The sequence below is a fragment of the Weissella sagaensis genome (assembly GCF_005405285.1).
GTDB lineage: Bacteria > Bacillota > Bacilli > Lactobacillales > Lactobacillaceae > Weissella > Weissella sagaensis.
The window spans coordinates 77,907-100,061 of sequence record NZ_BJDT01000004.1 but is presented as its reverse complement, the minus strand read 5'-3'; the positions used below and the strand labels follow the sequence as shown (position 1 = coordinate 100,061).

Annotated in this window: 21 protein-coding genes; 18 read left to right on the top strand and 3 right to left on the bottom strand. The window is 36.8% G+C overall.

Annotated elements, in window-relative coordinates; all coding sequences use genetic code 11:
• Positions 1 to 82: 82 nt before the first annotated feature.
• From recG to rpsP, 9 genes are all read left to right on the top strand, one after another.
• Positions 83 to 2,119 (top strand): ATP-dependent DNA helicase RecG, encoded by a 2,037-nt coding sequence (gene recG, locus FFM55_RS05300; protein ID WP_137600649.1) that lies wholly within the window; start codon positions 83 to 85, stop codon positions 2,117 to 2,119.
• A gap of 98 nt (positions 2,120 to 2,217) precedes the next feature.
• Positions 2,218 to 3,252: a phosphate acyltransferase PlsX gene (gene plsX / locus FFM55_RS05295; protein ID WP_042493373.1), complete on the top strand. Its 1,035-nt coding sequence runs from the start codon at positions 2,218 to 2,220 to the stop codon at positions 3,250 to 3,252.
• 58 nt (positions 3,253 to 3,310) lie between these two features.
• On the top strand, positions 3,311 to 3,553 hold the full coding sequence (gene acpP, locus FFM55_RS05290) for an acyl carrier protein (RefSeq protein ID WP_042493376.1): 243 nt from the start codon (positions 3,311 to 3,313) through the stop codon (positions 3,551 to 3,553).
• A gap of 124 nt (positions 3,554 to 3,677) precedes the next feature.
• The gene (gene rnc, locus FFM55_RS05285; RefSeq protein ID WP_042493377.1) at positions 3,678 to 4,376 is read left to right on the top strand and encodes a ribonuclease III; all 699 of its coding nucleotides are present in this window, start codon (positions 3,678 to 3,680) and stop codon (positions 4,374 to 4,376) included.
• A gap of 9 nt (positions 4,377 to 4,385) precedes the next feature.
• A complete protein-coding gene (gene smc, locus FFM55_RS05280; protein WP_042493379.1) occupies positions 4,386 to 7,940 on the top strand; it encodes a chromosome segregation protein SMC in 3,555 nt (1,184 codons plus the stop codon).
• A 12-nt stretch (positions 7,941 to 7,952) separates the two neighbouring features.
• Positions 7,953 to 9,164, top strand: a complete 1,212-nt coding sequence (ftsY, locus tag FFM55_RS05275) for a signal recognition particle-docking protein FtsY (RefSeq protein ID WP_137600648.1) — start codon at positions 7,953 to 7,955, stop codon at positions 9,162 to 9,164.
• Positions 9,165 to 9,169: 5 nt separating this feature from the next.
• Positions 9,170 to 9,511: a putative DNA-binding protein gene (locus FFM55_RS05270; RefSeq protein ID WP_042493380.1), complete on the top strand. Its 342-nt coding sequence runs from the start codon at positions 9,170 to 9,172 to the stop codon at positions 9,509 to 9,511.
• A 4-nt stretch (positions 9,512 to 9,515) separates the two neighbouring features.
• Positions 9,516 to 10,964, top strand: coding sequence for a signal recognition particle protein (gene ffh / locus FFM55_RS05265; protein ID WP_042493381.1), 1,449 nt, complete (start codon positions 9,516 to 9,518; stop codon positions 10,962 to 10,964).
• Between the two features lie 90 nt (positions 10,965 to 11,054).
• Complete coding sequence (gene rpsP / locus FFM55_RS05260; RefSeq protein ID WP_042493385.1) at positions 11,055 to 11,327, top strand: 30S ribosomal protein S16; 273 nt, start codon at positions 11,055 to 11,057, stop codon at positions 11,325 to 11,327.
• A 43-nt stretch (positions 11,328 to 11,370) separates the two neighbouring features.
• On the opposite strand, the gene FFM55_RS05255 is transcribed toward rpsP, so the two are convergent.
• Positions 11,371 to 12,033: a histidine phosphatase family protein gene (locus FFM55_RS05255; RefSeq protein WP_042493388.1), complete on the bottom strand. Its 663-nt coding sequence runs from the start codon at positions 12,031 to 12,033 to the stop codon at positions 11,371 to 11,373.
• Between the two features lie 128 nt (positions 12,034 to 12,161).
• Between FFM55_RS05255 and rimM the strand changes: the two genes are divergently transcribed.
• From rimM to FFM55_RS05215, 8 genes are all read left to right on the top strand, one after another.
• Positions 12,162 to 12,668, top strand: a complete 507-nt coding sequence (gene rimM, locus FFM55_RS05250; RefSeq protein ID WP_042493390.1) for a ribosome maturation factor RimM — start codon at positions 12,162 to 12,164, stop codon at positions 12,666 to 12,668.
• A gap of 2 nt (positions 12,669 to 12,670) precedes the next feature.
• Positions 12,671 to 13,414: a tRNA (guanosine(37)-N1)-methyltransferase TrmD gene (gene trmD, locus FFM55_RS05245; RefSeq protein WP_042493391.1), complete on the top strand. Its 744-nt coding sequence runs from the start codon at positions 12,671 to 12,673 to the stop codon at positions 13,412 to 13,414.
• Positions 13,415 to 13,522: 108 nt separating this feature from the next.
• Positions 13,523 to 13,876, top strand: a complete 354-nt coding sequence (rplS, locus tag FFM55_RS05240) for a 50S ribosomal protein L19 (RefSeq protein WP_042493393.1) — start codon at positions 13,523 to 13,525, stop codon at positions 13,874 to 13,876.
• 91 nt (positions 13,877 to 13,967) lie between these two features.
• Positions 13,968 to 15,254 carry a dicarboxylate/amino acid:cation symporter gene (locus FFM55_RS05235; RefSeq protein ID WP_042493395.1) on the top strand — a complete coding sequence of 429 codons (1,287 nt, stop codon included), beginning with the start codon at positions 13,968 to 13,970 and terminating at the stop codon, positions 15,252 to 15,254.
• Between the two features lie 167 nt (positions 15,255 to 15,421).
• On the top strand, positions 15,422 to 16,393 hold the full coding sequence (locus FFM55_RS05230; RefSeq protein ID WP_042493396.1) for a YitT family protein: 972 nt from the start codon (positions 15,422 to 15,424) through the stop codon (positions 16,391 to 16,393).
• Between the two features lie 10 nt (positions 16,394 to 16,403).
• Positions 16,404 to 16,589, top strand: a complete 186-nt coding sequence (thmT, locus tag FFM55_RS05225) for a 2-hydroxymuconate tautomerase (RefSeq protein WP_042493397.1) — start codon at positions 16,404 to 16,406, stop codon at positions 16,587 to 16,589.
• Positions 16,590 to 16,703: 114 nt separating this feature from the next.
• A complete protein-coding gene (glpK, locus tag FFM55_RS05220; protein WP_042493399.1) occupies positions 16,704 to 18,215 on the top strand; it encodes a glycerol kinase GlpK in 1,512 nt (503 codons plus the stop codon).
• A gap of 226 nt (positions 18,216 to 18,441) precedes the next feature.
• Positions 18,442 to 19,857 (top strand): C40 family peptidase, encoded by a 1,416-nt coding sequence (locus FFM55_RS05215; protein WP_042493400.1) that lies wholly within the window; start codon positions 18,442 to 18,444, stop codon positions 19,855 to 19,857.
• Between the two features lie 69 nt (positions 19,858 to 19,926).
• Here the strand turns inward: FFM55_RS05215 and FFM55_RS05210 are convergent, their stop codons facing one another.
• Positions 19,927 to 20,562, bottom strand: a complete 636-nt coding sequence (locus FFM55_RS05210) for a deoxynucleoside kinase (RefSeq protein ID WP_042493402.1) — start codon at positions 20,560 to 20,562, stop codon at positions 19,927 to 19,929.
• A gap of 201 nt (positions 20,563 to 20,763) precedes the next feature.
• Positions 20,764 to 21,153 (bottom strand): large conductance mechanosensitive channel protein MscL, encoded by a 390-nt coding sequence (gene mscL / locus FFM55_RS05205; RefSeq protein WP_042493403.1) that lies wholly within the window; start codon positions 21,151 to 21,153, stop codon positions 20,764 to 20,766.
• A 165-nt stretch (positions 21,154 to 21,318) separates the two neighbouring features.
• Between mscL and FFM55_RS05200 the strand changes: the two genes are divergently transcribed.
• Positions 21,319 to 22,155 (top strand): Cof-type HAD-IIB family hydrolase, encoded by an 837-nt coding sequence (locus FFM55_RS05200; RefSeq protein ID WP_042493405.1) that lies wholly within the window; start codon positions 21,319 to 21,321, stop codon positions 22,153 to 22,155.

Genomic DNA, 22,155 nt, shown 5'->3' with positions numbered 1-22,155 from the left:
GCATGTCAGAATTAAGAAAAGGTCTTTAGTGCTTAGCTACTAAGGATCTTTTATTCGTTTTAATAGATGATCGGAGAAAAGTATGCCTAGTTTACTTGATAGTATTGCAGAATTATCAGGTGTCGGTCCAAAACGAGAAAAAGCTTTAAATAAATTAGGTGTCTTTACTGTTAGTGATTTACTGACTTACTATCCACGTCGTTATAATGACTTAGCGCAAAAATTGCCATCACAAACATTAGATGGTGAGAAAGTGACATTTAAGGGCGTTGTAACATCGCCACCCGTGATTAGTCGAATGGGTTTAAAAAAAACACGCTTAAATTTTAGGATGACAATTGAACATGATACGATTCAAATTTCTTTTTTTAATCAGCCCTGGATTGGTAAAAATATTGATGTTGGTGATGAAGTTGCGATTTATGGTACATACAGTAGAACACGTCAAAGTTTAGCTGCAATTAAGATGATGCCTAAAAATAGTGAAGATGAATTAGAAGCCATTTATCCGTCATCTAAAGAAATTAAAGCAGTGACTATTAAGGATTTAATTTTACAAGCCTTAGGAAAGTATAAAGAGCAATTGTCACAAGAAATTGTGCCAGATGATTTAAGAAAACGCTATCGCTTAATGAACTACCATGATACTGTATTTGGGATGCATGTCCCAACCGATGAACAAGTCGCTGCAGCTGCTCGCAGAACAGCTTCATTTATGGAATTTTTTATTTTTCAAATGCGGTTACAAGTGATTAAACAGATGGACCGTCATAATCAAGGACGCTCAGTTAATTATGACAATGATAAATTAAAGGCTTTTATCAAAAAATTACCGTTTGAATTGACAGCTGCACAGAAGAAAGTTGTTAATGAAATTGTTCGTGACATGCGTCGACCAGTACATATGAATAGGTTATTACAAGGTGATGTGGGGTCTGGTAAAACTGTTGTCGCAGTTTTAGCGATGTACGCAGCTATTACTGCAGGCATGCAAGCAACTTTGATGGCACCAACAGAAATATTGGCACAACAACATGCCCAAACAATTGGCAATTTTTTTGATCCAAACGAAGTGCGTGTAGAATTATTAACAGGTTCCACAAAAGCAGCAGCCCGTCGCCAAATATTAGATGATTTGGTAGCTGGTGATATTGATATTATTATTGGAACACATGCACTAATTCAACCAGATATTGCGTTTCATAATTTAGGGCTAGCAGTCATTGATGAACAGCATCGTTTTGGTGTCCAACAAAGAGCGGCATTACGGAATGTTGGAATCAATCCGGATATTTTAGCTATGACAGCAACGCCTATCCCAAGAACGTTGGCAATTACAGCGTATGGCGAGATGGATGTTTCAATCATTGATCAATTACCAGCCGGTCGTAAACAAACAAAGACTTATTGGTTACGCCATAATCAATTTGACAAAGCAATTAGTTTTATCAAAGAGCAACTTACTAGTGGTGTGCAAGCTTATGTGGTAACACCGCTAATTGAAGAATCAGAAACGTTGGATGTGCAAAATGCGCAAGCTGTTTATGAAGAGTTATCCGCATATTTTGCCCCTGATTTTAGAGTTGGTCTTTTACACGGTCGTCTTTCAAATGATGAAAAAGAAACAATTATGAGTGCATTTAAGGCCAATGAATTTCAAGTATTGGTTGCTACCACGGTGATTGAAGTTGGCGTGGATGTACCCAATGCAACGGTCATGATGATTTTAGATGCCGATCGTTTTGGATTGTCACAACTGCATCAGTTGCGTGGCCGTGTTGGCCGTGGTTCTCGCCAAGCCTATACGTTTTTAGTAAGTGATCCTAAGACGCAATATGGTATTGATCGCATGGAAGCAATGGTTGCTACCACGGATGGATTTGTGTTAGCTCAAAAAGATTTAGAATTACGCGGTGCAGGTGATGTTTTAGGAAATCGACAATCAGGTGTGCCAGAATTTAGAGTTGGCGATCCAATTGCTGATTTAACAATGATGAATATTGCACAAGAAGAAGCGATTGAAATTGTTGCTAATCCCGATTGGGATAAGTCACCGGATATGACAGCCTTAGCAGAAATGTTGTCAGAAACGATGGATCGTTATCGTAATTTTGATTAAAATAGTATTTAAGTTTTTACCAAATTACTAAAATGTGGTACATTTTATAGTATTGCAATTATAAAAAAAGTCTATGTAAATCCGTGAGGGAGTTAATTATGTATAAGATTGCTGTTGATGCAATGGGCGGTGATAATGCCCCAGAAGCGATTGTAGCAGGTATTGAACAGGCACGTGATAATATGCCGGATACTGAATTCTTGCTATTTGGTCAACTTGATAAAGTTAAGCCATTGGTGAAAGATGCAACACGCTTAACTTTAGTCCAATCAGATGAAATAATTGAAATGGGTGAAGAACCAGTCAAAGCTATTCGCCGTAAAAAGCAAAGTTCATTAGTTATGGCAGCACAAGCTGTAAAAGATGGTATTGCTGATGCGATTTTCTCCGCTGGAAATACAGGTGCGTTATTAGCAGTGGGTATTTTTACTGTAGGACGTATTCGCGGTATTGATCGTCCAGCTTTATTGACTGTCTTACCAGCTTTAGATGGTCCAAATGATGCTTTCGCCATGATGGATGTTGGTGCTAATGCTGAAAATAGACCAACTCATCTATATCAATATGGTATTTTAGGATCGTTTTATGCGCAAGAAGTCCTTGGCTTAACAAATCCACGGGTTGGTTTGTTAAATAATGGTACTGAAGAGGACAAAGGAGACGCAGTTCATAAAGAAGCGCATCAATTACTTAAGCATGGTGGTGAAAAGCAATATATTAATTTTGTTGGCAATGTAGAATCACGTGACATTTTACAAGGACCAGCAGATGTCGTTGTTGCAGATGGCTTTTCAGGTAATGCTGCATTAAAAGCTACAGAAGGAACTGCGCTATCAATGCTACGCTTGATTAAGCATGCTATTTTAGAAGGTAATGTGAAAACAAAAGTCGCCGGTTTAATGTTGAAGCCTGCAATGAAAGAAATTCAATCACAACTTGACTACTCACAACATGGTGGTGCAGTTGTGATTGGTGTTAAGGCGCCAGTTGTTAAGACACATGGTTCAGCGGGGCCTAGTGCAGTAGCTAATACAATGAAACAAATACACACGATGTTAGAAACAGATTTAGTAACGAAGACCCAAAAGTTTGTTGCTGAACATAAGGCTGATTTGTCAAAATCAACTGATTAAGAATAACTTGATTATTAAATATAAAAATATCATTTTTAGAAGAGGAAGTAATATAATAATGGAACGACAAGAAATTTTGGATAAAGTAATCACATTAGTTGCTGATCATTTTGAATTGGACCCAGCTAAAGTAACAGGTGAAACTAACTTTACAAAGGACATTGATGCTGATTCAATTGATTTTGTTGAACTAGTACTTGAAATGGAAGACGAATTTGGTGCTGAAATTTCAGATGAAGACGCTGAACAATTAATTACAGTTAATAATACTGTTGATTATATTGCTTCACATACTAAGTAAATAAAAAGAATGAGGGTTGTGGCCAAGCAACCCTCATTTTTTGTTAATTTCTACCTAAAAACCAATATAGAAATATAATGGTCTGGTATAATAGAGTAGTGTATATAAAAAAGAAGGTAGGACTATGTTTAAACAACTACAACAAGATTTAGAAGCGGATCATCATATTCATTTTAATAATATTAAACTATTAGAAGAAGCATTGACGCAAGCTAATTATATTAATGAACATCCTGATTATACGGGTAGTGACTACCAACGACTTGAATTTTTAGGAGACGCGGTCATGCAACAATCAACCGCAGTTTACTTATTCAAACGTTTTCCAAATTGGGATGAAGGTCGATTGACAGAGTTGAGAATTTCAATGGTCCAGACAAGAGCATTCGCAGCTTTGTCACGTGAGTTGCATCTAGATCGTTATGTGCAATTAGGACGTGGAGAAGAGTTATCAGGGGCACGTAATCGTGATTCTCTATTAGAAGATTTATGGGAAGCCTTTATTGGTGCTTTATTCTTAGACCAAGGACAAGAAACGGTCATGCAGTTCTTAGAAGACATTATGTTTGTAAAGATTGATGAAGGTTTCTATGATCAATTTATTGATTATAAATCAAAGTTACAAGAATATTTACAACGAGATGGTTCTGTAAAAATTACTTATACTAAGTTAGATGAACAAGCTGTTTCAAATAATGAACAAATTTTTACCGTGCAAGTGGCTGTTGATAATGAGCCATTAGCGACTGGTACTGGTAAGTCTACCAAAGATGCAGAAAAAATGGCTGCACGAAAAGCTTACCAAGCTTTAATGAACGATTAGGAAGATAAAATGAAATTAAAAACTTTGGAAATAACTGGCTTTAAGTCGTTTGCCGAACGAACCAAAATTGAATTTATGCCAGGAATTACCGGGGTTATTGGTCCCAATGGATCAGGAAAGTCAAACATTATTGAGGCGATTCGTTGGGTCATGGGAGAACAGTCTGCTAAAGGGCTACGTGGTGATAAAATGGCGGATGTCATTTTTGGTGGTACGACACAACGTGCCCCATTAAATCGGGCTGAAGTCGCAATAACATTTGATAATACTGATCATTACTTGCATTCAGAATATTCAGAAATTACAATTACGAGGCGCCTTTATCGTAATGGAGATTCAAACTATCAAATTAATGGTGTTAATGTCAGACTAAAAGATGTTCATGAATTATTTATGGACTCTGGTTTAGGACGTGAAAGTTTTTCAATTATCTCGCAAGGACGTGTAGAAAGCATTTTTAGTGAAAAGCCGATTGAACGTCGAAGTATTATCGAAGATGTTGCGGGTGTCTATAAGTATAAGCAAAATAAAGACAAAGCCAAAAAAGAGCTAGTTGATGTTCATGATAATTTAACACGTGTTGCTGATATTTTAAATGAGTTACAAGATCGTGTAGAGCCATTAGCCCAAGAATCCGCTAAAGCACAGGATTATATTGCAACAAAAGCATCTTATGATAAATTGGATCAATCACGAATTGTTTTAGAATTATTGGATTGGTATCAAGAAAAAGATCAATTAGCGACCAGTATAACGACAAATCAAGCCGCTTATGAACGACAAAAAGCGCTTGTTCAGGATAAAAAGAAAGCAATTGAAAAGCTTAGGGAACAACGCATTGCACTAAATCAAGAACAACAAGCGTATCAGGCAGACTTACTATCGCATATTCAGCAAATTGAAAAATTAACCGGTAAACAAAATCTGTTAGCTGAACAGCATAAAAATCGTGCTGAAACCACAAGAACATTACAAGAACGATTAACGTTAGCAACGGAAAGATTGGCCGTTATCGATCAATCTTACGAGCAGTGTGTACATGAATTAACTGTTCAAACGGAAAAGTATGAACATTATCAAAAGTTAATACAACAAGCGAGAACAACACATCCGCGTACAAAATTAAGTAAACTTAACCAAGATATTGAACAAGTACGACAAGCGTTAATTACAACGATGCAAGAATTAACGAGTGCTAAAAATGAACAAAATTATTTAGCACAAGAAAATGAACGTAGTGATGCAGAATCATTACGTTTAAAAAATCGTGCTGCCCAACTTAAGCAAAAACTTACAGATATGGCAACGCAGGTTGATAAGGAAAAGGTGGCAACTAAAGAAGCTGAAAAAGCTTTACAAGAGGCAAAACAAGCCTTTGAAACCGCTAAAACAGAAGGTCAACGTTTAGAGCAACAACGGCATGATGTTAGAGAAAATTGGTTTACTAAAATGGCCCAAGAACAGCGCTTGAGTACACGCTTGCAGTCATTACAACACGTTGCTGAAAATTATGATGGTTATTATCAAGGTGTTAAAAACTTAATGAAGGCACAAAGTGATTTTACTGGCATTCAAGGCGTTGTTGCTAACTTAATTACAGTGCAAGAAGAACACAAAATTGCAATTGAAACAGCTTTAGGTGCGGCACTACAGTATGTCATTGTTACAAATGAGCAGGTTGCTAAACAAGCAATTAATTATTTAGCAAAACACCGGCTAGGTAGAGTTACTTTCTTACCACAATCAACCATTAAGGGTCGGCATTTGTCCGATTATCAGTTGGCTGCTTTAAATCAGGTAGAAGGTGTAGTTGGCATCGCAGCCGACTTAGTAACAACGAAAACAGATTATCAGAATATTGTTGCCAACCTATTAGGTACAACTTTAATCGTGACTGATATGGATGCAGCCATTATTATGGCAAAAAAACTACAGCATCGTGTTCGTTTGGTAACTTTAGATGGTCAAATAATGAACGCAGGTGGTTCAATGACAGGTGGCGCGAACCGTCAACATGGTAATGGCTTACTATCGCAAAAAACGGAAATTGATCAGTTAATTAATCAAGAAAAAAAGTTGCATGCAGAAGTTCTTACGCTAGAAAAACAGGTTAAGCAAATTGATCATGATTTGGTGGTTACGACAACGACCTTTAACAATCAACAACAACGAGTGCTTACACTTAATGAACAAGTACAAATACAAAAAGCTAACTTACAATTAGCGCAATCAAATCTTGAACAGTTAAATAAAGAACAAACTGCGCTACAATATGATTATCATCTGATTGCTGGGCAACAAAGTAAACAAACAACGGTTGCTGAAAACAAACAGGTAGTTCTTGAATTGTCTAATAAACAGCAACGCCTCCAACAACAACTTGATGAAGGACTAGTAGCGCAGACACAATTGGAATCAGAAATTAATCAAGCTGATCAACAACTGAGTGATGATAAGTCAGCATTATCGAAGTCAGAGGCGCTAGTATCATCCTTACAGGTACGTCAGTCAGATTTGTTGGCGCAAAAAGAAGCTGAACAACAACAAATTACAGAAATTACGCAACAACTTGATGACTTCATGAAAGATGGAGATGATGTTAAACAACGATTAAGTACACAAATTAAATCGAGCCAGGAAAAAAAGCAAACAGTGCAACAATCTTTGGTAAATGCACAAACAGCATTACAGAATGTTGAACAAAAGTATGTTGATTTAAATGAAGATTTAAATATAATTCAAGATACTCTAAACGATGCAATGACAACTGTTTCACGACTTAATGGTCGTCTAGGTGAATTAAAGTCGTTAATAAATAATAATGAAAAATTATTAGAAACAACCTATGATACATCATTTGAATTTGCTAAATCAGAGTTACTTAATTTAGACATCACAACTATTCGTACCAAGTTAAAGTTATTGAAAAAAGGGTTAGTTGAAATTGGCCATGTTAATCTACATGCTGTTGAAGAGTATCGAGATGTTAAAGAACGGTATGACTTTTTAACACAGCAACAAGATGATTTGATTGCAGCTAAGGATAATTTGCAAGAAACAATGTCTGAGATGGATACAGAAGTTGCAACACGATTTAAGACAACTTTTGATGAGATTGCAAAACAATTTTCGAAGATATTTGTCAAGATGTTTGGTGGTGGTCAAGCATCCTTAGTATTAACAGATCCAAATAGTTTATTAACTAGTGGCATAGATATTCAAGCACAACCACCTGGCAAAAAATTTCAGCAGATGAGTTTGCTTTCAGGTGGTGAAAAAGCACTAACGGCAATTAGTCTATTATTTGCAATTTTAGCTGTTCGTCCAGTACCATTTGCAATTTTAGATGAAACTGAAGCTGCATTAGATGAAGCCAATGTCGATCGCTTTGCCAATTACTTACATGAAGTTAATCAACGGACACAATTTATTGTCATTACACATCGTAAGGGCACAATGACGCAAGCTGACGTGCTCTATGGTGTGACAATGCAAGAGCCAGGAGTTTCGACAATGGTATCAGTTAGTTTAACGAACTTGGACGAAACGCTCGTAGAAGATTAAGGGGAAATAAGTATGGGTTTATTTGATTTTTTTAAGAAAAAGCCGGTTGAAGATATTGTTGAAGTCGAAATACTGTACCCAACTAGTTGGGAAAATGGTCTGCCACCAGTTAAAGTGGTAGCTGTAGAAGTATTACAACCAACGCCAGGTAAAGCAGTTGACATTATTTTGCCAATCCGCAATACTACAGAAACAGAAACAGAAACAGAAACAGAAACAGAAACAGAAACAGAAACAGAAACAGAAACAGAAACAGAAACAGAAACAGAAACAGAAACAGAAACAGAAAGTGCTAGCCAAAAATTAGATTCTGGACTAAGTAAAACCAAAAAAACATGGTCAGATCGTTGGAACGCCTTCATGGCAAATTTCCGTTCGGTTGATGAAGATTTTTTTGACGATTTAGAAGAAACTTTAATTGGTGCAGATGTTGGTGCACAAACGGCAATTCAGATAACTGAAGAACTACGTGATGAAGTTAAACTACAAAATGCTAAGAGTAAGCAAGAAGTATCAGCAGTCATTGTTGATAAGCTAGTTGCGCTATATCGTAGTCAAGGAATTGATGAAGATGCATCAATGCACTTTGCAGCACAAGGTCCTACAGTTGTTTTGCTTGTGGGTGTTAACGGTGTTGGTAAAACAACAACGATTGGTAAATTATCAGCTTATTATAAAAATGCTGGTAAAAAAGTGGTCCTAGCTGCTGCAGATACGTTTAGAGCTGGTGCGACTGAGCAATTAGTTGCTTGGGGTGAGCGTAATGATGTGCCAGTTGTAACAGGTACTGCTAAGGCAGATCCGGCCTCAGTGGTGTTTGATGGTGTTAAAACAGCAATCGATACGCAGGCGGATATTTTATTTGTTGATACTGCTGGTCGTTTACAAAATAACGTTAATTTGATGCAGGAATTAGCTAAAATGAAGCGCATCATTACGCGCGAATTACCAAATGAACCGCAAGAAGTTTTGTTAGCACTTGATGCAACTACTGGTCAAAATGCTGTTCAGCAAGCAAAATTGTTTAAAGATTCAACTGATGTAACAGGTATTATTTTGACCAAATTAGACGGTACGGCTAAAGGTGGTATTATTTTGCCAATTCGTAACGAACTTCACTTACCAGTTAAATGGGTTGGATTAGGGGAGAAGGTAACTGATATCCAACCATTTGAGGCAAATGACTTTGCTAAAAGTTTGTTTGGTAGCTTATTAACGGAGTAAATGTCATGGAATTAGCAAAAAGCATGCGCTTGAATATGTTATGTGATTTTTACGAACCACTATTAACCGCAAAACAAAATGATTATTTGCAACTGTATTATGCTGATGACTATTCTTTGGGTGAAATTGCTGAAGAATATCAAGTTTCACGTCAAGCTGTTTATGATAATATTAAAAGAAGTACCCAGTTGCTTGAAAACTATGAAGTGAAGTTACATCTGTATGATGACTATCAACATAGACAGCAAGCAGCTGAACATTTAAATACGTATATTCAAAAAAAATATCCTAATGACGAGAACTTAATTCGTTTAGCAACGCAATTAGTGACATTAGAAGAGGAGTAATGCAATGGCCTTTGAAGGTTTAACAGATCGACTACAGCAAGCTTTAAGTGGCTTACGACGTAAAGGAAAAGTTACAGATGCCGACTTACGTGAAACAATGCGTGAGATTCGTTTGGCATTGTTAGAAGCCGACGTTAATTTTAAAGTTGTAAAAGACTTTGTGCGCAATGTTCGTGAAAAAGCGACGGGCGCAAAGGTATTGGATGGTTTGAATCCAGCTCAACAAATTGTGTCAATTGTTAATGATGAATTGACAACAATGATGGGTGAGTCTGATGTGCCATTAAACAAATCACCTAAGATTCCAACGGTTATTATGATGGTTGGTCTTCAAGGTGCTGGTAAAACGACGACTGCTGGTAAATTAGCACTTAAGTTAAAGAATGAACAAAACGCCCGGCCAATGATGATTGCAGCCGACGTTTATCGTCCAGCAGCTATTGAACAATTGAAAACACTGGGTGAACAAATTGATGTTCCTGTGTTTGAAATGGGAACAGATGTTAACCCACGTGAAATTGTTAAAGCTGGAATGGCAAGAGCAGCTGAATTAAAGGCAGATTATGTATTTATTGATGCGGCTGGTCGTTTACAAATTGACGAAGAGCTGATGCAAGAATTAGCTGACGTCAAAGAAATCGCACATCCTGATGAAATTATGTTGGTTGTCGATGCTATGACCGGTCAAAATGCGGTTGAAACGGCAGAAGGATTTAATAACCGTCTTGATATTACCGGAATTGTTTTGACTAAATTAGATGGTGATACACGTGGTGGAGCAGCTTTATCAATACGTGCAGTGACTGGCAAGCCAATTAAGTTTGTTGGTCAAGGTGAAAAAATGACCGATTTGGATATTTTCTATCCAGATCGAATGGCTAGTCGTATTCTTGGTATGGGCGATTTGTTGACTTTGATTGAAAAAGCCCAAAAAGATTATGATGAAAAGCAAGCTGCGGAAACCATGGAAAAGATGAAATCAAATACGTTTGATTTCAATGATTTTATTGATCAAATGGATCAATTACAAAACATGGGACCAATGGAAGACATTATGAAGATGATTCCAGGAATGGCTAATAATCCAGCTTTGAAGAATGCTAAAATTGATCCCAAGGATATGGCACATATTAAAGCGATTGTTATGTCAATGACACCAGCTGAACGTGAAAATCCAGATATTTTGAATCCGTCTCGTAAGCGACGACTAGCAGCAGGATCTGGACGCCCAATTGTTGAAGTTAATCGGATGGTTAAGCAATTTAATCAAATGAAAAAGATGATGAGCGGTGTCATGAACGGTAACATGGCCGGAATGGAACAAATGATGAATGCCATGGGCGGTGGTAATGGTGCTGGATTCCCAGGTGGTGGCATGAAGGGAAAGATGGCAAATGTTGCGATGAAACAAATGGCCCGTAAAATGCGGAAAAATAAAAAGAAAAGACGTTAATTGTAAAGTGTAAAGGAAAAACACTTTACAGCAGTTAAACAGTCTGGTATAGTTATACATGTAGAAATCGACTGGAGGAATTATAAAAATATGGCAGTTAAAATTCGCTTGAAGCGCATGGGTTCAAAGAAGCACCCTGTATATCGTATCGTTGTTGCAGATTCACGTTCACCACGTGATGGTCGTTTTATTGAAACAGTGGGAACTTACAACCCATTAGTACAACCATCAGAAGTAAAGCTAGATGAAGAATTGGTTTTGTCATGGTTGAACAATGGTGCACAACCATCAGATACTGTTAAAAACTTATTGTCAAATGCTGGCATTATGGAAAAGTATCATACTGCGAAATATTCAAAGTAATTTGATAATAAAAAAGGAATCCAATAAATGGATTCCTTTTTTATTACCAGAAAGTTGTTAAATCATTAAACGATTTTAACGCCAATTGGTTATCGGTTAGTTCCCAAAGATTTACGGAACCATTTTTAGGCTCTGATTGGGAAGCTGTTAGTTGGGCAAAATGTTGCCCTAAAATACTAAGTAGTTGGCCATGAGCAATCAATAAAACATTGTCGCCGTCATTATTTTCTTGTGCAATAGTAGCAAAACCGTGCATTAGACGTTGCCAAAAAATGTCTGCTGATTCAGCGTCCCCAGTAGGATCAACATCATGAATGGCATCCATTAAAGCGAATGGTGACATCGTGTCGGAAATTTCGTTAAATGTCATGTCGGCTGGTAGCTGGCGATCCTTAGCGATGGCGCTAGCAGCAACACTATTTGATATACCGTCAAAGTATCCAAAGAAAAATTCACGAAAATCGGTTAGAGTCTGTAGTTGGGCAGTGCTATCATTATGAGTTAGTATGATATTAGCGGTTTCAACAGCACGTGCTAAATCGGAACTGTAGACGTTATTGAAGGTAAGATTAGCTAAGCGCTCACCAGCCTGTTCGCCATCGTTAATTCCCTTAGGCGTTAATGGTGCGTTTGTCCAGCCCTGAACACGATCATACTTATTGATGTAAGTTTGACCATGTCGCACAATGTATAAATTAATGCTCATAAAGTTTTCTCCTATATGCGAATTGTTATACGTTAAATTTTATCAGATAACAATATGAAAACCTATTTAGTTGCCTTTATTTTACTGGTATACTTACAATTAATATAATAAATGAAAAGGAAGAAAATATGTCCCTTTATAAAGTTGGTAAAATTGTGAATACTCATGGTATTCGAGGTGAAGTACGGGTTGTACCAACAACCGATTTCCCGATGGAACGTTTTAAAAAGAATAATAAACTTGTTATTGTTACTAAGCCAAATAATATTGAAGTTCAAATCGCAACGGTACGTGAACATAAGCAATTCATTTTAGTTAGTTTTGTTAATATGCAAAATATTAACGATGTTGAGCAATATAAGGGTTGTGAATTAATGGTTACTGAAGATTTACAACAAGATTTGTCTAGTGATGAATTTTATTATCATGATATTATTGGGTTAAAAATAATTGATAACGCCTCACAAGAGGTTATTGGTACAGTTAGTGAAATATTACCAATGCCAGCAAATGACGTTTGGGTTGTAACGGCTAAAGGTAGTGACGATATTTTGTTGCCGTTCATTGAAGATGTTGTCACAATGATTGACTTGGAACAAGGAATTGCTAAAGTTAATTTGTTAGAGGAAATTTAAATATGCGAATTGATGTATTGAGCCTTTTTCCTAATATGTTTGCACCAATGCGTGAATCAATTATTGGAAAAACAGTTGAACGTGGTTTAGTTGATTTTAATGTCACTGATTTTAGAGATTATACAGAAAATAAGCATCACAAAGTAGATGATGAAATATACGGTGGTGGTCAAGGGATGCTTTTGATGCCACAACCATTATTTGATGCAATGGACGCTGTAGAAAAAGCAGCAGGTAATCGGGGCCGAGTTATTTTGATGGACCCAGCTGGTAAAACTTTTAACCAGCCAATGGCCGAAGAGTTGGCCAAAGAAGAACATTTAACAATTATTGCAGGTCATTATGAAGGCTATGATGAACGAATACGTTCATTAGTGGATGATGAAATTTCACTGGGAGATTTTGTTTTAACAGGTGGTGAATTAGGGGCAATGGTTGTTGTTGACGCAACGGTGCGGCTATTGGATGAAGCATTAGGGGATGATCGATCAGCAGTTGATGAATCATTTTCAACAGGATTGTTGGAATACCCACAGTATACGCGTCCTGCTGATTTTAGAGGATTGAAAGTACCGGACGTCTTGTTGTCAGGTCATCATGCTAATATTGCTACTTGGAAACAAAAAGAGGCTTTACGCCGTACCTATCAACGGCGACCTGATTTGTTAGAAAATTATGAATTCACTGCGGATGAGCGGAAATTGTTAAAAGAAGTTGAGCAAGAAGAAAGAGAAAATAACTTGTGATACGCGTGATATTGTGTTAACATACTGTTTAGTGCCTAAGGGTACTAAATAAAATCCGATAATCCGCTGGCCGAGTGGTGAATTGATTGTCGACGAGGAGAATTAATTATGCGTCAAAACGCTTTGCTAGAAAAATTGGTTGCTGACCAATTACGTACAGATATTCCAGAATTCCGTGCCGGAGATTCAGTTCGTGTTCACGCACGTATCGTCGAAGGTTCACGCGAACGTGTCCAAATCTTCGAAGGTGTTGTCATTAAGCGCAAGGGTACTGGTATCCAAGCTACTTACACTGTTCGTAAGATGTCAAGTGGTGTTGGTGTGGAACGTACATTCCCATTGCACTCACCACGTGTTGATAAAATTGAAGTAATCCGTCATGGTCGTGTACGTCGCGCTAAGTTGTACTACTTGCGTGCATTGCACGGTAAGGCTGCTCGTATCCAAGAAGCACGCCGCTAACAAGGGTAAACTGTTAGTAAAAAGCCAACCGCTCATAGGAGCGGTTGGCTTTTTTATTGTATATAAATAATTTTAGGGGGGCATTTTAAAAATGAGTTCGGTTAGTCAGACCAGTAAGCAAAAGCGTAGACTTAGTTTAGGTTGGCAAATTATTATTGGATTAATTGTGGGTATTATCCTTGGGGTTGTTTTTTATAAAAACAAAATGGCCATTACGGCAATGCAAAATATCGGAACCATGTTTATTGGTTTAATCCAAATGATTGTGTTACCAATTGTAATTTCTAGTTTGACGGTTGGTATTGCTAAGATGGGTGATATGCGTAAACTAGGTCGAGTTGGATTAAAAACACTAGTTTATTTTGAAATTTTATCAACTATTGCGATTGTTTTAGGTATGATTGCAGGTAATGTTTTTGAACCAGGAGCGCATGTTAACATTCATAATTTGCAGGCCACTAATATTAGTAGTTATCTTTCAACTGCTAAGTCTGCTGGTACAGGTAGTCTTTGGGAAACGGTTATGGACATTGTACCAACAAATGTATTTTCTTCATTGTCTGAGAATAAAATGTTGCAAGTTATTTTGTTTTCAGTGTTCTTTGGTTTAGGAACAGCTGCCATTGGACCTAAAGGGCAGGTCATTATTGATTTGCTAGATGCTATTGCAGAAGTGATGTTTAAAGTAACTAATTGGGTTATGCGTCTAGCACCAATTGGTGTTGGTGCCTTAATTGGTGCCACTGTTGCTCAAATGGGATTAGGGTCATTAAAGTCATTAGGCTATTTTATTTTTGTGGCATATTTGACAATGATTATTTTTATCGTGGTTATTTTGGGCATTGTGTTAAAAATTTATCACACTAATATTTTTGATCTATTTAGAGTTTTACGTGAAGAAATTATCTTGGCGTTTACAACAGCTTCTTCTGAAGCAACGTTGCCTCGAATTGTTAGCAAAATGGAAAAATTTGGTGTAAGCCAAGGTGTTGTATCCTTTGTTGTGCCAACAGGGTATACATTTAATTTAGATGGATCGGCAATCTACCAAGCGATTGGGGCTTTATTTATGGCACAAGCTTATGGAATTCATTTGTCATTGGCACAACAATTGACCCTTTTGGTAGTACTCATGATTACTTCTAAAGGAATGGCTGGTGTGCCAGGAGCTTCATTTGTTGTCTTACTGGCAACAGTGTCAACTATTGGGGTACCGGCACAAGGATTAGCTTTCATTGCTGGTGTTGACCGTTTAGTAGATATGGGACGAACAGTTGTTAATGTTGTGGGAAATTCAACGGCAGCAATCGTCATTGCTAAATCAGAGAAGGACTTTGATGATACTAAAAATATCGCATATTTAAAAAGTATTAAATAATAATTTTAGAATATCAGTCATGTACGACAATAGTTATTGTTTGTATGTGACTTTTCTTATCTTATAAATTTAAGAATTCAATTGAAATTGTCAATTTATATAGAATAATACTGTCGTTTGTGTAATAATAGTAAAATAATTTTGGTTTAAGATTGGAGGCATAAATTGTGGGATTAGCACGAGTAAAGGAATACGGTATTAAAACAGTTGTGTTTATTATTGCAGCTGTTTTAGTAGCTATTTCAATGAATAATTTTTTTATTCCGAATAATATTTTTTCGGGTGGATTTAATGGTGTGGCCCAACTGATTAGTTTATTTTTTGATTCCGTATTTGGCTTACATGTTGAAGTTGGTGCTATTATTATGGCAACCAATATTCCGCTAGCAATTGCTGGTTGGATATATGCTGGGCGAGAGTTTACGATTTTGTCTTTTTTAAACAATTTTGCTGCTTCATTTATGCAAATCATTTTACCTAAAACAACTTTAGTAACGCATGAACCCATTTTAGCAGGATTATTCGGGGGACTGTTGCTAGGAATATCAATAGGGTTAACCTTTAAAGTTGGTTTTTCAACTGGTGGTATGGATATTGTCGCCATGATTGTTCAAAAAACCACAGGTAAATCGATTGGTTCAATTAACATGTTTATTAACGTCTTTATTGTGGTGGTCGCAGGTGCCTTTATTGGTTGGCAAAATGCAATGTACACAATCATTGGTATTTACGCAACGTCAGCTGCAGTGGATGCTATCCACACACGTCATCAAAAATTAACAGCTTTTATTGTTACAACACATCCAGATGAAGTGATTCAAGGGTTACAAGCAGCTTTAGTTCGTGGTATCACGGTGATACCATCGCGAGGTGCTTTTACGCAAGAACCGAATACGACGTTAATGATGGTATTATCACGTTATGAATTAACTGAAATGCAAAATTTGGTTAAATCAATAGATCGTGATTCTTTTATCAACATTGTTAGTACGGTTGAAGTATCTAATAACTTTTGGAATGAAGATTTACAATCTCAAATTAAACGTGAACGTGTGGCAGCAAAAGCCCAAATTACTGATGCGTTGAATATCAGTGAAGAAGCTGATAAAATTGGGGTAGATAATCAAGAAAAAAAGTGAGGAAACAGTGATGCCATTGGTTCATATTGATTTAGTAGCTGGACGTAGTGATGAGCAATTAAAGGCCATGATGACAGATGTTACAACTGCCATTGAAAAACACGTTGGGGTACCACGAGAAAACATTAAGGTTGTAGTTAATGAAATGCAACCTAATCGTTTTATGGATGGCGGAGTCTTACGTTCTGAAAAATAGTTTCGTACTATCAAGATGGAACAGATAACGTTCCATCTTTTTTTGTATCGAATCTAATTGGATACCAATTAAAAATTGGTAATTGTAAAATATAAAAGTGGGAGTTAGGGAAAAATGACTGATCAATATGTAATGGCACTTGATCAAGGAACAACAAGTACGCGTGCCATGTTGTTTGATGAACAAGGGCAAGTAGTCGCAACTGCACAAAAGGAATTACCACAGATTTTTAATCATCCTGGTTGGGTAGAGCATGATGCAATGACTATTTGGAATGATGCACGGCAACTTATTGCACAAGTTGTGCTACAGGCTAATATACCACCATATAAAGTTGCCAGTATTGGATTAACTAACCAACGTGAAACGACTATTATCTGGGATCGACAAACAGGTGAACCGATTGCACCAGCGGTTGTGTGGCAGTCTAAACAAAGTGATAAAATTGCTGAACATTTGCAAGAAAAAGGCCTAACTAGTTATATTTATGAAAGAACTGGTTTGTGGATTGATGCTTATTTTTCAGCAACTAAAATTATGTGGTTGCTAGATAATGTGCCTGGTGCTCGTGAGCGCGCAGAAAACGGTGAACTATTATTTGGTACAGTTGATACTTGGTTATTATATAAATTAACTAATGGACAAGTTCATGCAACTGATTATTCAAATGCGTCACGAACGATGTTATTTAATATTCACACAAAAGAATGGGATAAGGATTTACTAGCTGAATTCAATATTCCAGCATCTTTGTTGCCAGAAGTACGAGATTCTGCAGGTATATTTGGCTATACTGCTGAGTATGCTTTTTTTGGATTGCAAGTACCGATAGCAGGTATTGCCGGTGATCAACAAGCAGCATTAATTGGTCATCAGGCGTTTAATAAAGGTGATGTTAAAAATACGTATGGTACTGGTTCATTTATTGTGATGAATACAGGACAAGATATTGCCCGTTCAACAAATGGTCTTTTAACAACAATTGCTTATAGTATTGACGGTCAAGTGACATATGCTCTAGAAGGGTCAGTCTTTATAGCTGGTGCTGCAATTCAATGGCTTAAAGATGGTTTACAATTAATTAAAAGTGCTAAAGAAACTGCACAAATTGCGACCATTGCGCGTGAGCAACATATTGATCCAGTTTATTTGGTACCGGCATTTACTGGGTTAGGTGCACCTTATTGGGATCAAAACGCTAGAGGTGCAATGTTTGGGTTAACGCGTTCAACCACCAAAGGCGATTTGGTACGTGCTACGCTGGAATCAATTGCTTATCAAACACGTGATGTCTTAGAAGCCATGCAAGATGATACAGGCATTGAAGTCACGAATCTCGTTATTGATGGAGGTGCCGCAGCAAATAATTATATTCATCAATTTCAAGCAGATTTAATTAATCAGCCGGTAAAACGACCACAGCAATTAGAGACAACGGCATTAGGGGCTGCTTATTTGGCAGGTTTGGGTGTTGGCTTTTGGTCAGATTTGACTAAATTACCAGCATCAAATAATTTAGAAGTTAAACAGCCAATTACTGAACATCGTAACCAGGTGCAAAAAGCATATAGAGGTTGGCAGCGTGCCGTGAAAGCTACGCGCCTTTTTCCGTTAAATGAAGAGTGATAACATTATTTTTAATAAAAAATAACCTTAATGAGTTGGTGAATGAGTAAATTTTGTTAACTTACTGAGGCTTTTTTGTTTATTTAAGTAAAAAGAACATACGTTCCCCTAAAAATTTAGATAGATATAAGGTATGATATAAATGTTAAGTTCACTTTAAATATAAATTGGGGAATGTGTATTTAGGTTAACTTTTAACAAGTATAATTTGAGAGGAGTTGGACCTATGGTAAAGGCTTCAACTAAGTTGTTTTTCACTGGTATTGCTGGTGCAGCAGGAGTTGTGGCAACAACACAAATCCCTGATGTAAAAGCGGCTGTTAATACAGCAATTAATGTAACATCCAACGAAAAACAAGTTGGGAGATTTTCTAATGTCGCAACATTTATTCATGAGAAATCTAGTCAAGTAACGATGAAATCTGATGTTCTTCGTGAAAAGCACACAAAAGATGCGAAATTAGCAACGTTTAAAGATGGAACAAAGAAGGTGAAATCACCGAAAAGTAACCTTAATACAGTTGCATCTAAAGCAATGACAGATGCGATTAGCGCATCAAGTGCACAATCTGATGTTACGGCAGATTCAGCATCATATTATGATGATTCAACTACTGCAGAAACAGATACGCAACAACCAGCGACGCCTGCAGAAGATGCGGTTGTTTCAGAATCAGATGCTGCGGAATCTACTGCAATGTCATCTTACACGATTCAAGATGGTGATACATTAGCAACTGTTGCTGCCAATAATGGTGTTTCAATTGATGCTTTACAAGCTGCTAATCCGAATGCGGATACAACCATGTTAAGTATTGGACAATCACTGTCAATACCCAATGGTGGCTATGTTGATACAACAGTTGTTGAACCATCTTCTGAAGTTTCGGACCAAGGATACACGGATCAAGCTGTACAAGGGACGGATGATGCAACAGCATACTCTAGCAATAGTGTTACTGATCCATCAGTTGCAAGTGAACCTGTACAACAGGCATATCATGATACAACAGTGACGATGCAATCAGCTGCTACTGTTGATGATAATCCAGATAACAAGGTAGCTGTTCAGTCATTAGGGGTTGCTGCACCAAAACAGGCTCCTGCAGCAACAACTATGTCTAATGGGGATGTTGTGTTAAATTCATTAGATGCAACTAGCACGCAAGATAATAGTGGTGTTGCTAATCAAAGTGATAATGAGACACAAACTATCAGTCAAACTAAAACGGTTACTGCGTTGACAGCTGATCAGCGAGCAAATATTGTTACTAGTGCTAAAAATTTTGCCGAACAACAAATTCCGTATGTATGGGGTGGTAAAACCACATCTGGCTTAGATTCTTCTGGTTTAACTGCGAGAGCATATCATGAAGCAGGTGTTAATATTCCAAGATATACGGTTTCCCAAGAAGCACATGTCACAACAACCGATGGGCAATCTAGTGTCGACATTATGCAAACGGCACAACCAGGGGATCTACTCTTCTGGGGTGGTCATGGCGCATCTTGGCAAGTGGCTATTTATATTGGTGATGGTCAATATGTAATTGCTTCACAACCAGGTCAAAAGGCACAGATCGTGTCACTAGCCGACGCTGAGATTTTGCCTGACTTTGTTGGTGTATATAATTTTAAATAATTAAGTGGTATTAAAAAGGCGAGGAACAGATAAATTTGTTCCTCGCCTTTTTGTGTAATAATGCACACGTTATTCAGATAAAGCTGCTAGACGATCGTCGATTTGTTGTAATACGATTTTACGACTAGCCTCATCCTCCAAATCATATTTTTGTAGATCAATGGTCATTTTTGGTGATGCATCGTAATCTTTATACCATTTTTGATAAGCTGACCACATTTTAAAGTAATATTGACGTAGTTCATCATTATCTTCAAATTGCTCATAGTCACGACCACGTTTTTTAATACGATATAGGATTGTATCAAAGTCTGCATTAGCAAAGACCATTAAATCAGGTCGGCCTTTTTGCATTGTTTGAATTTCAGACATCATATTGTCTAACAAAGTCATGTAAACTTTTAACTCGGCATCAGAAATGTTTCCTTCACGATGATTTTCTTGTGTGAACAAAGCATCTTCATAGATTGATCGATCCAATACGTTATTGTCGTCAGATAAAGCCTTTTTTATCATGGCAAAACGCTTGTTTAAAAAGTAAATTTGTAACAGAAATCCATATTGCTTGGGATCTGCATAATAAAGGGGTAACACGGGATTTTCACCAACAGGTTCAAAAAAAGCCTGCGTGTTAAGATGTTTTGCAATCAAATCAGTTAGTGTTGTTTTTCCAACACCGATCATACCAGCTGTGATAATCACCATGGTAGTCCTTCTTCCTTCAGGATTATATTTTCTCTAAATACTCATCTAATAAAAAGTACATGAGTGAGCTTATCAGCTGTTAACTATATTAGCCAATATTAGAAATAAATTCAACGGCTTGACAAAATAAAAAGAACGTACTTATCTGCATAAATGCTGATATAAGGGCGTTCTTTTTTAATAATATAGTGAAAATAAATATTAATCTTTCTTTTCTGCTAGTGCATCGCGAATTTCTTGTAACACGACTAATTCGGTTTCAGGAACAGCTTCTTCTTCGGCATTTTTGTTTGCAATTGCTTGTGCTTTGCGAATTGCTTTTAGAATTAGGAAGACGGCAAAACTAGTCAGCAAAAAGGTGATTAGTGTTCCAATGAATGAACCGACTTTAATATCAGCTGATCCGACATGCCAAACAATATTTGAAAATGAAATTGATCCTGTAATAATACCAATTAATGGCATGATTAAGTCATCAACAACGGATTTAACAACAGTTTGAAAAGCAGCTCCCATAATGAAAGCAACAGCAAGATCCATTACATTACCACGCATGATAAAGTCACGGAATTCGCTTATAAAATTACGCATAAAAGTATCTCCTTATATTAAACTTGTCTTATATATTGCCATAGCAAGCGCGCGAAGTCAAAAAAACATTAACAGATAATAAAAAATTAATCGAATATGATGATAAGTAAATCAAAATTTTCTGTTAGAATAAAGACAAGCATGCATACTTAAAGGGGAAAACCAATGACTTATAAAATGTTAGTGTCGGATTTAGATGAAACATTTCTAAATGACGATGGCACAATTCATGAAGAAAATGTACAAACAGTAAAAAAAGCAGCGGCGCAAGGCTTTAAATTCGTTCCTAATACAGGTCGCTCATTTGAATCCGTGCAAAAAATGCTCAAACAACTTGATTTATATGATCAAGTTGGTCAATTTGTCATTTCATTTAATGGTTCAGCAATTGTGGAAAATAAAGATAATCAGATTATTGCGACCCAAGATATGCCGTTGACGATGGCCAAACAAATTTTTAAAGCAGGTTTGATTAATGAAGCAGTTGATGTTCATATTTATACCATCGATAAGTTATTTATTTATAATGTAAGTGATTCAGACAGACAATATTTAGCGACACGTGGTGTGGCATATGTAGAATTAAAAACGCCCGATTTATCATTTTTAAACAGGCAACAGCCAATTATGAAAGTTATTTTTGAACATTCAGATATGCAAGTTCGTCACCAAATTTACGATGCTGTGATTGATAGTGTTGGTATTGATCAAGTTGAAGCAACATATTCTTCTGATCGTTATGTTGAATTTAATCTTAAAGGCGTGGATAAGGGTACAGCCTCATTATTATTAGGTGAAAAGCTTGGCATCAAAAGGGACGAAATCATGGCTATTGGTGACAATAATAATGATTTGAAAATGATTAAGGCTGCCGGACTTGGTATTAGCGTTGCAAATGGTATTACTGCAGTAAAAGAAATGGCTGATATTGTCACAACACGCACAAATAATGAAGGGGCGATTGCAGAAGTATTAAATCAATTTGTATTGATAGGTGAATAA